11 protein-coding genes, 1 tRNA gene and 2 rRNA genes are annotated in these 14,055 nt (G+C 49.6%); 12 read left to right on the top strand and 2 right to left on the bottom strand.

Annotation, left to right across the window (positions count from 1 at the left end; genetic code table 11):
• From Q8O77_RS04600 to Q8O77_RS04555, 10 genes are all read left to right on the top strand, one after another.
• A 23S ribosomal RNA gene (locus tag Q8O77_RS04600) occupies window positions 1–255 on the top strand; the annotation flags it as partial.
• A 153-nt stretch (window positions 256–408) separates the two neighbouring features.
• A 5S ribosomal RNA gene (rrf, locus tag Q8O77_RS04595) occupies window positions 409–523 on the top strand.
• Between the two features lie 380 nt (window positions 524–903).
• A complete protein-coding gene (locus Q8O77_RS04590) occupies window positions 904–2,940 on the top strand; it encodes a S9 family peptidase (RefSeq protein WP_305551685.1) in 2,037 nt (678 codons plus the stop codon).
• A gap of 154 nt (window positions 2,941–3,094) precedes the next feature.
• Window positions 3,095–3,171, top strand: a tRNA-Trp gene (locus Q8O77_RS04585).
• Window positions 3,172–3,180: 9 nt separating this feature from the next.
• Entirely contained in the window at window positions 3,181–3,594 is a 414-nt protein-coding gene (locus tag Q8O77_RS04580) for a hypothetical protein (protein ID WP_305551684.1), read from the top strand.
• Window positions 3,581–4,024 (top strand): ribosomal protein S18-alanine N-acetyltransferase, encoded by a 444-nt coding sequence (gene rimI, locus Q8O77_RS04575; RefSeq protein WP_305551683.1) that lies wholly within the window; start codon window positions 3,581–3,583, stop codon window positions 4,022–4,024. Before Q8O77_RS04580 ends, rimI begins: the two co-directional genes overlap by 14 nt.
• 128 nt (window positions 4,025–4,152) lie before the next feature.
• Window positions 4,153–5,739, top strand: a complete 1,587-nt coding sequence (prfC, locus tag Q8O77_RS04570; RefSeq protein WP_305551682.1) for a peptide chain release factor 3 — start codon at window positions 4,153–4,155, stop codon at window positions 5,737–5,739.
• Between the two features lie 12 nt (window positions 5,740–5,751).
• A complete protein-coding gene (gene argS / locus Q8O77_RS04565) occupies window positions 5,752–7,491 on the top strand; it encodes an arginine--tRNA ligase (protein WP_305551681.1) in 1,740 nt (579 codons plus the stop codon).
• Between the two features lie 2 nt (window positions 7,492–7,493).
• On the top strand, window positions 7,494–8,132 hold the full coding sequence (pdxH, locus tag Q8O77_RS04560) for a pyridoxamine 5'-phosphate oxidase (protein WP_305551680.1): 639 nt from the start codon (window positions 7,494–7,496) through the stop codon (window positions 8,130–8,132).
• On the top strand, window positions 8,123–8,923 hold the full coding sequence (locus Q8O77_RS04555; RefSeq protein ID WP_305551679.1) for a TatD family hydrolase: 801 nt from the start codon (window positions 8,123–8,125) through the stop codon (window positions 8,921–8,923). Before pdxH ends, Q8O77_RS04555 begins: the two co-directional genes overlap by 10 nt.
• On the opposite strand, the gene Q8O77_RS04550 is transcribed toward Q8O77_RS04555, so the two are convergent.
• Complete coding sequence (locus tag Q8O77_RS04550; RefSeq protein WP_305551678.1) at window positions 8,903–9,505, bottom strand: AhpA/YtjB family protein; 603 nt, start codon at window positions 9,503–9,505, stop codon at window positions 8,903–8,905. The two genes, Q8O77_RS04555 and Q8O77_RS04550, sit on opposite strands and share 21 nt — an antisense overlap.
• 41 nt (window positions 9,506–9,546) lie before the next feature.
• Between Q8O77_RS04550 and serB the strand changes: the two genes are divergently transcribed.
• Together serB and Q8O77_RS04540 are read left to right on the top strand one after the other, a co-directional pair.
• Window positions 9,547–10,623, top strand: coding sequence for a phosphoserine phosphatase SerB (gene serB / locus Q8O77_RS04545; RefSeq protein ID WP_305551677.1), 1,077 nt, complete (start codon window positions 9,547–9,549; stop codon window positions 10,621–10,623).
• Between the two features lie 2 nt (window positions 10,624–10,625).
• On the top strand, window positions 10,626–11,525 hold the full coding sequence (locus Q8O77_RS04540; protein ID WP_305551676.1) for an alpha/beta fold hydrolase: 900 nt from the start codon (window positions 10,626–10,628) through the stop codon (window positions 11,523–11,525).
• Here Q8O77_RS04540 and Q8O77_RS04535 read toward each other — a convergent pair.
• Complete coding sequence (locus tag Q8O77_RS04535; protein ID WP_305551675.1) at window positions 11,490–14,009, bottom strand: PilZ domain-containing protein; 2,520 nt, start codon at window positions 14,007–14,009, stop codon at window positions 11,490–11,492. The genes Q8O77_RS04540 and Q8O77_RS04535 overlap by 36 nt on opposite strands.
• Window positions 14,010–14,055: the final 46 nt, after the last annotated feature.

Here is a 14,055-nt window from a genome sequence, read left to right as displayed (position 1 = left end):
TCCTAGTACGAGAGGACCGGAGTGAACGAACCGCTGGTGTTCGGGTTGTCATGCCAATGGCATTGCCCGGTAGCTACGTTCGGAACGGATAACCGCTGAAAGCATCTAAGCGGGAAGCCGGCCACAAGATGAGTCATCCCTTGGACTTTAAGTCCACTAAAGGGTCGTTGGAGACCACAACGTTGATAGGTGAGGTGTGGAAGCGCAGTGATGCGTTAAGCTAACTCATACTAATTGCCCGAGAGGCTTAACCATACAACGCCCAAGATGTTTTAAAGAATACAGTGTGTTAACTACTAGCTTGCCGAATTAAAGATGGAACGACAGTTTTTATCAAATACATCCCTGTATTTGACCCTAACGGGCCGCGCCCAAGCGCGTTAAAACGTTGTTCCTGACACGTTTTTGCCTGGTGGCAATAGCGCTGTGGAACCACCTGATCCCATTCCGAACTCAGAAGTGAAACGCAGCTGCGACGATGGTAGTGTAGCATTCGCTATGCGAGAGTAGTTCACCGCCAGGCTCCTCATTAAGTAATAAGCCCGACTCGAAAGAGTCGGGCTTTTTGCTTTATGTTGCCTTGATGGTATACCTGCCCGAGCAAGCGAAAAGCTATGCGACAAAATGTCCGGAACATTTTTGGACAGCCAACGGCTGGCCGCGAAGCGGCGAACCCCATGGACGGGGTGAGCAATGTAGTTCACCGCCAGTCGTTCACCGCCAGTCGTTCACCGCTGGTAAGCCAGCCCCACAGCCTCCCAATTAAGTAAAAGGCCGTCTCGTAAGAGGCGGCCTTTTTGCGTTCTGTCTATTTAATTTTACGGCTGAACGAAATCTGGGCTTCACTGCTTGTTATTCGGTTAGTATCAAACGACATCTATAACTATAAAATCGGGTACCAAGATGAATCTAAAGCATATAACCAGCAGTTTGTGTTTAACCGCATTACTGTTGTTAACAACAAGCAGCGCAGCGGCTGCCGCTAAAACCTTGCAGTATGACGATGTGTTTGAGCTGGAGTTTGTATCAGATCCACAGCCTGATGCCAAAGGCGAGCAAATTGTATTTGTACGTAACTGGATGGATCGGCAAACTGATCGGCGCCGCATGACATTATGGCTAAGCTCGGCTGATGGTAAAACGTTGCAAGCTTTAACAGACAAAGATATTAACGCAACATCTCCGCGCTGGGCGCCGGATAATAATCGCCTAGCTTATATTAGCAATGGTCAAATCCACGTTAAATGGTTTGATAGCGGTCGCTCGTCACAATTAGGCCAGTTACAACACAGCCCGGCCAATCTAAGTTGGTCGCCGGATGGTAAATGGTTGGCATTTACCATGTTTACCCCTAAGCCGGTTAAAGCACCGGTTTCCTTGCCCGGCAAACCGGAGAAAGCAGATTGGGCCAAAGCCCCTGTCTACATTGATAACAAACACTACCGCGCCGATGGCGCCGGCTATCTCAAATCAGGTTATCAGCATATATATATCATGTCTGCCGACGGTGGTTCTGCTATTCAGCTGACTGAAGGTGATTTTAATCATGCCAGCTCACTAAGCTGGGCGAAAGACAGCAAAGCGCTGTATTTTTCAGCTAACCGGCATGATAACTGGCAAGCGCAACCGCTTAACAGCGAGATTTTTCAGCTGACATTGCAAGACCGTAAACTAACCCAACTGACAGACCGCGATGGCCCCGATGCCAAGCCGGCATTATCGCCCGACGGTAAGCTGATCGCTTTTGTCGGTTTTGATGACCGCAAGTTGGCACATCAGGCTAATCGTTTATATGTAATGAACACTGATGGCGGCAATATTCGGAACCTGACCGAAGATTTGGATCGTGCTATCGATGATTTTCAATGGTTACCAAACAGCAAAGCGCTTTATATTTCTTATGATAACGAAGGTAAAGGCATATTGGCTGAGCAAGCCTTATCCGGCAAGCGCAGTATACTGACAGATGATCTGGGTGGCGGCTCTTACAGCCGGCCCTATAGCGGTGGCCAGTTTGCCGCGGCTGGCAATGGTCTGATTGCCTATATCCAAATGAACACGCAGCGTCCGGCTGAGCTCGCGATAGTGCATAAACGCAACAAACAAACCCTGACAGATTTTAACGCAGACTTATTGTTGGCCCGCGATATCGGTAAGGTAGAAGAGTTCTGGTACAACTCGTCAGTGGATCAGCGTAAATTACAGGGCTGGATTATGTATCCGCCACAGTTTGACGCCAGCAAAAAATATCCGCTTATTCTGGAAATACACGGCGGTCCGCACACCGCCTATGGTCCGCATTTCGCTATGGAGTTGCAGTTGCTGGCGGCGCAGGGCTATGTAGTGCTATATACCAACCCACGAGGCAGTACCAGCTATGGTGAAGATTTTGCCAACCTTATTCACCATAATTACCCCAGCCAGGACTATAACGATCTGATGGACGGTGTCGACGCTGTTATCGCTAAAGGTTTTATTAACGAAAAAGAGCAGTTTATTACCGGCGGCAGTGGTGGTGGCGTACTAACTACCTGGAGTATTGCCCATACCGACCGTTTTGCCGCTGCAGTGGCAGTAAACCCGGTAATTAACTGGTTCAGCTTTGTCTTAAATGCGGATATGTATAGCTACTTTAGCCAGTATTGGTTCCCGGGTTTACCCTGGGATATGCCGGAACACTATTTAAAGCACTCGCCAATTGCCCATGTTGGTAAGGTAAAAACACCAACTATGCTGTTTACCGGTGAGAGTGACCATCGCACGCCAATCTCGGAAACTGAGCAATATTACCAGGCGTTGCAATTGCGTGGTATCGATACCGCTATGGTACGGGTGCCCGGTGCGTCGCATGCCTTGCATGCCAGACCGAGTAATTTAATGGCCAAACCAGCGTATATTGTGCACTGGTTTGAGAAGTACCGGCAAAAAGCCGGCGATTAACCCTAAACCAGCCTGGTAGGCATACTGTCGGGCTTATGTTAGGCTAAGCAACTGATTAAGCCCTGAATGCTCGTTTTATATGCAGTTGAATGTAATAGCACAGCTTTTTGCTTTACCTTTGAAGTGGCTTTTGTATAATGGCGCGACCAGCTACAGGGGCATAGTTCCAATTGGTAGAACAGCGGTCTCCAAAACCGATGGTTGGGGGTTCGAATCCCTCTGCCCCTGCCACTTTTCCTTATGACAACACTTTCTTATTCTCAGCAGCAGCTGTTAAAAGTTTTGCAGATCTCGCCGGTGAAATTAGCCGACGTTTTTGCTGCTCAGCCATTGCCTGCAGCAGTAAGTTTAGCAAAAGAGAGCGAACCACCGTCAAGCTTATCATCAGACACTGTTACAGTACTCGACAACTCGTCACATCAGCTTGTATCAAAGAGCATAGCGCCGGATCTTAGTCAGCTATTAGCGCAGGATATTGCTGCGGCATTAGCCGATGGCCTGAACTGGCAAATTGATACTGACGCTGCGCAAAGCCAGATCCAGCAGCAACAGCTGCTAACACCAGCGTTGTCGGTATTGCAGCATGCTGAACAGAAAAAGGCTTTATGGGCGCTGCTAAGTAGTTATGCACAAGGTAGCTATGAACAAATTTGAGCTGCTAAGCCATGACGATATCGCCGCGGTTTTGCGTATTGAGCAAGCGGCCAATAGTTATCCGTGGACAGAAGCTGCTTTTATCAGCAGTTTTGCCGATAGTTACTTCAGCTATAAATTGCTGGATAACGCCGGTAATATCCTTGGGTTTTATATTGCCCAGCTAATTTTAGAGCAACTGGAGCTGTTTAATATCTGTGTTGCACCTACAGAGCAGGGTAAAGGTTACGGCCACACACTAATGCAGCACTTCTTAAAGGAAGGTGCTGCCAGAGGGGCGACCGACGTCTTTTTGGAAGTACGCAGCAGCAACCTCAGTGCTATTGCGTTATATAAGCGCTATGGCTTTACGCAAACAGGCTTACGCAAAGGCTATTACGTCAGTAGTGCGGGTAAAGAAGATGCCTTGCTGATGAGTTGTATTCTGTAACTGCGCAGTGCATTTGTACTCTGTGCCCGCGCCGTCCAAGCTGCTATAATCGCCCGCATTATCATTTACTTTTGGGTTTTGGCCCTACACCGTAGCGGGATGCCTGCGGTAACACACTATTGGATATTATGAGCACAGATAACTTTTTAGCCGAAGTAAACAGCCGGCGCACCTTTGCGATTATCAGTCACCCCGATGCCGGTAAAACCACTATTACCGAAAAGGTATTGCTGTTCGGACATCTGATCCAAAAAGCCGGTACCGTAAAAGGTAAAAAATCCGGCCAGTATGCTACCTCTGACTGGATGGAGATGGAAAAAGAGCGCGGTATTTCGGTTACTACCTCGGTAATGCAGTTTCCGTATAACGACTGCCTGGTAAACCTGCTGGATACGCCGGGCCACGAAGACTTCTCGGAAGATACTTACCGTACTTTAACGGCGGTAGATTCATGTTTGATGGTTATTGACGGCGCTAAAGGTGTTGAAGACCGCACTATTAAACTGATGGAAGTTACCCGCTTACGCGACACGCCTATTATTACCTTTATGAACAAAATGGACCGCGATATTCGCGACCCGGTCGATTTGTTAGATGAAGTAGAAAGCGTACTTAAAATTGCCTGCGCACCTATTACCTGGCCAATTGCGTCGGGCAAAGAGTTTAAAGGCGTGTATCACATTTTACGCGATGAGATTATTTTGTATAAATCCGGTATGGGTCACACTATTCAGGATGTCGATATCATTAAGGGCTTAAATAACCCTGAGCTGGATAAACGCATTGGTTATTACGCCGCTCAGCTGCGGGACGAAATGGAACTGGTGCAGGGTGCCAGCCATGAGTTTGACCGTGAGCTGTTTTTAAAAGGTGAATTAACGCCGGTGTTTTTTGGTACTGCGCTGGGTAACTTTGGTGTCGACCATATGCTGGACGGTTTAACCCAGTGGGCGCCAACACCGCAAGCACGCGCTACTGATACCCGCACTGTTGAACCGACAGACACCGGCTTTAGTGGCTTTGTATTTAAAATTCAGGCCAATATGGACCCTAAGCACCGCGACCGGGTAGCATTTTTGCGCATAGTGTCAGGCAAGTACGAAAAAGGCATGAAGGTGCGCCATGTGCGCATTGGTAAAGACGTGTTGATCCCGCAGGCGCTAACCTTTTTAGCCGGTGATCGTGAGCATTTGGAAGAAGCTTACCCCGGCGATATTATCGGTTTGCATAACCACGGCACCATTAAAATTGGTGATACTTTTACTACCGGTGAGAACATGCAATTTACCGGTATACCGAACTTTGCGCCCGAGTTGTTCCGCCGTATTCGCCTGCGTGATCCGTTAAAGCAGAAGCAGCTGCTAAAAGGCTTGGTACAGTTGTCTGAAGAGGGCGCGGTACAGGTGTTTCGTCCGCTGGACAATAACGATCTAATTGTTGGTGCTGTCGGCGTGTTGCAGTTTGATGTGGTGGTTAGCCGGTTAAAGTCGGAATATAACGTCGATGCCTTGTATGAAGCAGTAAACGTTTCTACTGCACGCTGGGTATACAGCGATGATGCCAAAGCACTGGATGAGTTTAAAAACAAAGCCAGCCAGAATTTAGCACTGGATGGTGGCGATGCTTTAACCTATATCGCGCCGACGATGGTAAACCTGAATTTGTCGATAGAGCGTTACCCGAAAATTAAATTCCATAAAACCCGTGAACACTAACAGGCTGGGCGCATGAACATTAAGCATTTATTAACCGAAAAAACTCAGGCCGCCTTTGTCGCTCTTGGCTTACCTGCCGATACTAATGCTGCGGTTACCGTAAGTACTAAGCCGGAGTTTGGTGATTATCAAATTAACGGCGCTATGGCAGCCGCCAAGCTGTTAAAAACTAATCCGCGGCAGTTAGCCGAGCAATTGGTACAGCAGCTGGATCTTGGTGATATGGCTGATAAAGCCGAGATTGCCGGCCCGGGTTTTATTAACGTTACGCTGAACAAAAGCTGGTTGGCGGCGCAATTACAGCAAGCCAGCAGTGATAACCGTTTAGGTGTCAGCATCAACACCACGCCGCAAACAGTAGTAGTCGATTACTCGGCGCCTAACCTGGCCAAAGAGATGCACGTTGGCCATTTGCGCTCGACTATTATTGGTGACGCCGTAGTGCGCACATTAGAGTTCTGGGGCGATAAAGTCATTCGCCAGAATCATATGGGCGACTGGGGTACTCAGTTTGGTATGCTGATTGCGCATCTGGAAGATAAACTGGCCGCCGGCATCGACTTAGAGCAGGTGGCGCTGGCTGATTTGGAGGATTTTTATCGCGAAGCGAAAAAACGCTTTGACGATGAAGAGGGCTTTGCCGATAAGTCACGTGACTATGTGGTGAAGCTGCAAAGCGGCGACGCGCACTGCCAAAAGCTGTGGCAGCTGTTTATCGATACCTCGATTAAACACAGCGACGAAGTGTATCAAAAGCTGAATGTCACTCTTACCCATGCTGATATTAAACCGGAAAGCGCCTACAACAGCATGCTGCAAGGCATAGTCGATGATTTAAAACAGCAGCAACTGGCTGTGGAAAGCATGGGCGCTTTGGTGGTGTTTTTAGCCGAGCTGGCTGATAAAGAAGGTAATCCTTCGCCGTTTATTATTCAAAAAACCGGCGGCGGCTTTTTATACTCCACCACCGATTTAGCTGCCTGCCAGCATCGCAGCCATACTTTGCAGGCTGATCGGGTGATTATTTTTACTGATGCCCGCCAGGCGCTGCATTTTAAACAGGTAGAACTGGTTGCCCGTAAAGCCGGTTATCTGCGCGCCGCCACCGCTTATGATCATTGCCCGTTCGGCACCATGATGGGCGAAGATGGCAAGCCATTTAAAACCCGTACCGGTGGCACCGTTAAACTGGCAGAACTGCTGGAAGAAGCGGTAGTACGCGCCAAAGCTGTGGTGCAGGAAAAAGCCACCGATTTAACCGAAGCCGAAGTAGCCGAGGTGGCGCGTAAAGTGGGTATTGGTGCGGTGAAGTTTGCCGATTTATCGAAAAACCGTACCAGCGACTATATTTTCAGCTGGGATGCAATGCTGAGCTTTGAAGGCGCTACAGCACCTTACCTGCAATATGCTTATACCCGGGTGCGCAGCATTTTACGCCGCGCTGAGATTACCGATAGCTTTAGCGCCACATTAAACCTGGTTGAAGAGCAGGAGAAGCAACTGGCGGTTAAACTGCTGCGGTTTGAAGAAACACTGCAACAGGTAATCAAAGATGCCCAGCCAAACCTGCTGTGTAATTATCTGTACGAGCTGGCCAGTTTGTATATGACATTTTACGAGGCCTGCCCGATGTTAAAAGATGGCATTGAACCGGCCGTGCGTGACAGCCGTTTAATGCTGAGTATTGTTACTTCGCGTATGCTGAAGCAGGGCCTGGACTTACTGGGTATCGGAGTTATGGAGCGCATGTAAATATGAAAATTGACGCTATTCGCCGCAGCTATGTGAAAGACAAACTGGATGTGGATAAGCTCAATGCTGATCCTATAGCACAGTTTGAATTCTGGTTAAAAGATGCCATAGCGGCAGAATTACCGGACCCTACAGCTATGTGTGTGGCCAGCGTCGACGAGCATGGCCAGCCGTCGCAGCGGCTGGTACTGCTAAAAGATGTCAGCACTGACGGTTTTACCTTTTACACTAACCTTGGCAGCCGTAAGGCGACTGAGCTGAGTGCCAACCCTAAGGTGTGCCTGCACTTTCCCTGGCACCCGTTGGAACGGCAGGTGATAGTTTACGGCACTGCAGAGCGGGTATCGAATACGCAGGTAATGAAGTACTTTTTATCACGGCCCAAAGAGAGCCAGCTGGCAGCATGGGCGTCGGAGCAAAGCCGGCCGGTTTCTACCCGCCAGGCGCTGATGCAAAAATTTGCTGAGATAAAACACAAATTTGAACACGGTGAAATACCACTGCCATCATTTTGGGGCGGCTTTTTAGTGCGGCCACATAAAATTGAATTCTGGCAGGGCGGCGAGCACCGGTTGCATGACCGCTTTATGTACAGCCAGTCAGCCGATGGCAGCTGGGGTATCGAAAGGTTATGCCCTTAGACTGCGATGTATTTAAGCTGTTTGATACTCATTGCCACCTCGATCTACCCGAGCTTGCCGCTGCGCAAGCTCTGCACTGGCAACAGGCGCAGCAAGCCGGGGTTGCCGCTTTAGTTATTCCCGCTGTGCAGCAATCCGCCTGGCAAAACCTGCTGGATTTACAAAAACAACAGCCTCACTGGCATATAGCGCTGGGTATACACCCGTGGTGGGCGGCTAAGCACTCGCCTGATGCTTTAGCTGCGCTGGATAAGCTTGTTACAGCACATAGCAGCGCTATTGTTGCTGTAGGGGAGATTGGGCTGGATTTTGCGCTGGATGAAGCTACTTTTGCTATACAGCAGCAGCTGTTTACAGCGCAATTGGCGCTGGCAAAACAGCATAATAAGCCGGTGATCCTGCACCATCGTAAAAGCCAGCCGCAATTACTGGCAGAGCTGAAACGTCAGCAGTTTAGCGCAGGCGGTATTTTGCATGCCTTTTCCGGTAGTCAGCAGCAGGCAATGGCTTTTATCGATTTGGGTTTTAAGCTGGGTATCGGCGGCACTATTACCTATGAACGGGCAGAGAAAACCCGTAACACGGTGCGAAAATTGCCGCTTGATAGCTTTGTGCTGGAAACGGATGCACCCGCCATGCCGCTGGCCGGTTTTCAGGGCGGGGTAAACACCCCGGCGCAACTGGCCCTGGTGTTTGACGTCTTTTGCCAATTACGGCCGGAGTCGCGCGAGCAGATAGCGGCGGCGCTGTGGCAGAACAGCCTTAAGGTGTTAAGGCTTAGCGCGGCGTAAACGCAGTGACTGGCGCGATAAGCGCGAGAAACCACGGCGCAGCATAAAGCCGACAATACCGGCTAACACCAGCATCGCCATTAATTGCTGCATCATTTGCTGCCACGACAGGCTGATTGGCGTTAATGCCGCGTCCTGGCGCAAGCTCAGTTTAATGTAACCCAGCAGCTGCTGATCTTTGTTAATTGACTGCACCATAGCCTGCAACGGCTCATTTTGCGCCGGGCCGTATAACAGTCGCGCTGGTGCGCTGCCTTCTGACCAGCTCATGCGTACGCCATTGGCGTCGTACACGACGACATCGTGCAAGTAAGGGCTGGCCGCAATATGCCGGGTTAACTGCTCCAGGCCATCAAGCTGATCATGTTCAATTAAATAGGCGGCGGTATGTGACAGTGCAGTTAAGGTTTCCCGCATTAGCTGGCTGCTTTGTTGTTGTAATAACTGTTTGCCTTGCTGTTGGGTTAGCACCCAGCTATGTAATAACAGCCAGATGCCGATAACCGCAACTGCAACCTGTAACAGTTTAATAGTGCTTGATGTGCTGTCCGGTAATGGGATATCGTTCTGCATATTTTCCATAAAGCGCCAGCTGAGCCAGTCATTAAAGCGGGTAGGATGCCATGGCTGTGGCGCTAAGTATAGGTAGCAGAGTGTCGTTTTTTTATCATATTCCAGCACAGCAACACACCGCGGTATCACCGTTAGCCCATCTTACTGCAGCAAACCGTTATGTGCTTAAGCTCAGTGGCACAGCCTTATCGCTGCATAGCAGCCAGCCATTAGCTTTGGCGACAGCCGATGCTTTTGCCGCAGATGCGGCAGCCGGCGCTGCGGTGATCCGCCTGTTTGGCGCGGCGCTTGATTGGCAGCTGGTACACGCGGTGTTGCAGCTGATAGCGCCGGATAATGCTGTGCTTTGCCGGGTGCATAAACCGCATCCGCAGTTGGATGGCGCGCTGGAGCTGCAGTTAACGCAGCCGTTAAGTGCACTACAGCAACAGCAACTGGCAGAATATGCAGCTAAGCCCGGTGCCGAGCTGGTGTATCTGCCGCTGCGGCCTGTGTTGGCAAAACCCGGCGTGCTGGTCATGGATATGGATTCCACCGCGATACAAATTGAATGTATTGACGAGATAGCCAAACTGGCGGGTGTCGGTGAAGAGGTAGCGGCAGTTACCGCACGGGCGATGAATGGCGAGCTCGACTTTGCCCAAAGCCTGGTAGCCCGGGTGGCAACGTTAAAAGATGCGCCTGAGACCATTCTGCGCCAGGTGCTGGATGCCGTGCCGTTGATGCCGGGCTTAACTGAGCTGGTCAGTCATTTAAAAGCGCATCAGTGGCAGGTTGCTATTGCCTCCGGTGGTTTTACTTATTTTACTGAAGCGTTAAAACAGCAGTTGGGTTTAACGGCTACTTTTGCCAATCAGCTGGATATTATTGATGGCAAACTCACCGGTAAGGTGTTGGGCGATATAGTCGATGCCAACACCAAAGCGCAGGTGGTTGGTCAATTGGCGGCACAATATGCTATTGCTGCTGCACAAAGCGTGGCTATCGGTGATGGTGCCAACGATATTCCGATGCTTAACGCCGCCGCGCTGGGAGTGGCCTTTCATGCCAAACCCAAAGTGCAGGCGCAGGCAAAAGCGGCCATTCGCAATGGCTCGCTGCTGCAGCTGTTGTATCTGCTGGACTAAGTATGAAGCATCAGCAAAGTTCGCTATATCTGGATATGCAGCAGTATCAGTTGCATTTGCGCCGCTTGTTTCCTATGCAACACGGCATAGCGCCGGTGCTGATGCTGCACGGTGCTATTGAAAACGGCCGGATTTTTTACAGTCAGTCCGGCAAAGGTTTGGGTTGTTACCTGGCAGATAACGGCTTTATGGTGTATTGCGCCGATTTTGCCGGCCGCGGCTTGTCAAAACCGCATGTGTCGCAAGGCTTTGCCCAAAGCCAACAGCAGATGATTACGCAGGATATTCCGGCCTTAATCGAACATGTGTATCAGCAGCACCAGCAGCCGGTTATTGTTATTGCGCATTCGTGGGGTGGAGTGGTGACGGCAGCCAGTCTGGCGCGTTTCCCGGCGCTTAATGCTAAAGTGGCCGCTAAAGTATGCTTTGGCAGCAAGCGGGTTATCAGTGTACAAAGCCTGGAGCGTAAGCTGAAAATTAACCTGATCTGGAATACTTTAGCGCCCTGGCTGAGTAAAAAGTACGGCTATTTCCCGGCGCGAAAATGGCGCTTCGGTGCCGATGATGAGCCGCAGCAATTTTTACAGGATACCGTGCGCTGGATAGCCGGGGCCGCGTTTACAGATTTAACTGATCAGTTTGACTACGGCCACAGCAGCAAAACCACAGAGTGGCCACCGGTATGGCACTTTGCGGCACAAAATGACCGTTTATTGGGCCATCCGCAGGATGTAAAAGCCTTTATTGCCGAGACCGCACCGCAAGCTCGGTTCACCTTACTGGCTAAGGCGAATGGCTATAAGCAGGACTACGATCATATTTCTATGCTAACGCATCCGGCTGCAGTGGCAGACCACTTTGCCGAATTACGTGACTGGCTGTTGCAACTGCGTACTGAGTAGTTGCAGTCTCTGCTGTTGCAGCTTTGCAGGTTCAGCCGCCGCGCCAAAGCGCCAGTAAATCTCAGCAGAGATATCAATAGCATCTATCACACCGGCAACACTCCACAGCTCTTCCTCTAATTGTCTGGCTTTATGGATGGCGTACGCGCTGATATAACTTAACTCTGGTGCAATATAGTCGGTATCCGGCCGGCCGGTGCGCGACAACAGTAAGCGGTAACAAAACAAAACGCCGCTTTGCTGTGCGTCTAATACAAACTGCTGTTTGCTCTGCTCCGAGCTGAATTCATAATCATATTTACAGCTGATGTGCACTGCGCCGGCTTCTTTGTTGACAAGCAGAAACAGCTCATATTGTTTCGGGCTGTCAAAACGTTTCATCTGTTTTAACTGCTGGGCAAAGTTCAGGCTGGCGGCGTTGTTTTGCAGTATCAGCGCCAGGTCCATTTGCGCCTCGTCGTCGCTGTGCAAACTAAGTAACTTATGCAGGCTGTGAATATTACTGCCTTTTGCTACGGTATCTATGTCATAACGGATACCTTTGCGGTGCAGGTACACTGCAAAGCTGTTGTGGGCATTAAGATACATATTGCGCAGTGCAGTAGATAAGCCCGGGTATTTCGGGCTTTCTTCTGCCGGAGTTAATTTGGCGCGGTTATTCTGAATTAATTGCGAGAAAAACAACCGCCCGGTGTGTGGCTCATCCGTTTCTGCGGCGCGCAGGTTCATAATGGTACGGCTTTTACTTACCGCCATCACTTCATAGCGCAAGCTGTTTAACTCGTATTTATTACTGATTTTTTGCATATCCGGCAGGCTTAACTGCAGAATATCGCCTTTATTAAAACGCACCGGAATAGCGGTTTCTACCTGTAAACCTTTGGATGAAAAATCACGGCTATGGCCGTTAAGCTCTGTGGTTGCGGCATCGCGAATGCTTACCGCCGTTTTATACAGATAGCGTGATTCCGAGCGCAAATTAACATATTGCACCGGTACCGCTTCGCAGTTGGTTTGTGTGGCCGGCTTTTTGTGGCCAAATTGTGCCAGCAATTTTAAATGCTGCTGTTCTACCGGATAACTCTGATACCAAAAGGTTGCTTCTGTACTGGTGATATCCGTGAGGTTGACGATATAGCGCAAGTCCTGAATAAAATGTTTTACCAAGGCCGATAATGGCGGCGCTTTTTTGCTGTTAGCGCTTTCCGGTAAAGTGGCCGGCATTTCTGCCAATGATGGCGAAGTGCGCAGCACACTAAAATGAAATACCCGCCAGCTGGGTTTAGCGGCACCAAAACCCAGAAAGGTTTCTCTGAGTTGCTCTGATGTGGCCAACTCTTCGCTGGTGGCCGAATAGAAAAATAACCGGCCTTTTACGGCATGAGTAAAGCAGTACAAAATAGTGGCTTGCTCCGGCCCTTTTTTTTGCAGCAGGTTTTTCAAGCGGCGGGCATGGCACAAACCGGCAAACACTGCCTGATGCTGTTCATCTAAAAAGTAATGCCAGACGGCCTTATTGTAATCGGTGGTCAGGGTGCAAAGCGGCACCGGTTGGCCGTCTTTTACTGCAATAAACACCGGTAAACTGCTGATGCGGGGTAAATAAAACTGCTCATAGCCTTTGGTACGCAGGCTTTGACACACACTGTTCAGGTTAACCTTGTAGCGGCGTTTATTGGCATTAATAAAGTTCTGCAAGAACTCCGCAAATTGCGGCTCATTGTCATCCTGCTGTCGTTGCAGGCGCCAGTATATCGCTGCGGTTTGCGCTTCAATGTCGACTATTTTGTAAATTACACCATCGGCCAGGCCCAACATAAACTCTTGCTCCAGCCCGGTAAAATGCAATTTTACTGTTTGCCCGGCTGCGGCTGTCATCGGCTGTTGCAGCTTAATCTTACAGCCCGACACCGATAAGTCGCTGGTGCTGGCGCGCACACGTTTGCCGTTTAGCTCAATCTCTACGTCAATGCTAAAATGCATGCGCTCATCGCGTCTTGCCGCATAACCGCCAAAGCGCACCACACTGGCATATTGCGGCACAACGTCGTCTTCTTGCTCTGTGGCGTCGTTTTCATTGTCCGGAGATTGTTGCAGCGCGCTGCGCACCCGCTGCTCGGTTTCTTTGCGGTGCATCACACGAAAGTTGTTTTCGGTGTTTAATACTTCTTCATACAAACCCAGCGTATAGCTGCCATATTGTTTTAACCCGGCTTCAAATACCTTAATCGCGTTGTAGTCCATATAATGGGTTTTGCCCATATAGTCATACGGAATAACTTCGCCATCGACATGGCCGCGTAAGTCGATAAAGTAATTGCATGGCTGTGCCATGCGTTTGAGTTCCATTTTTAACAGGAATTGTTTCGACTTAGGCAGATCAGAGGTTAATAAACTAAAGACCTGATCAAAGTCGGCGCTGTTAAGCAAACTTTTCATCCGGTCAATAACGCCGATATATTGTTGTAAATCTGCTGCTGTCATAATTCGGTCAGGTTAAATGCCAAAATACCGGCACCTTAGGGTTATA

Origin of the sequence: Rheinheimera sp. (assembly GCF_030690345.1) — a bacterium.
GTDB lineage: Bacteria > Pseudomonadota > Gammaproteobacteria > Enterobacterales > Alteromonadaceae > Alishewanella.
This window is presented reverse-complemented; position numbering and strand designations above follow the sequence as displayed.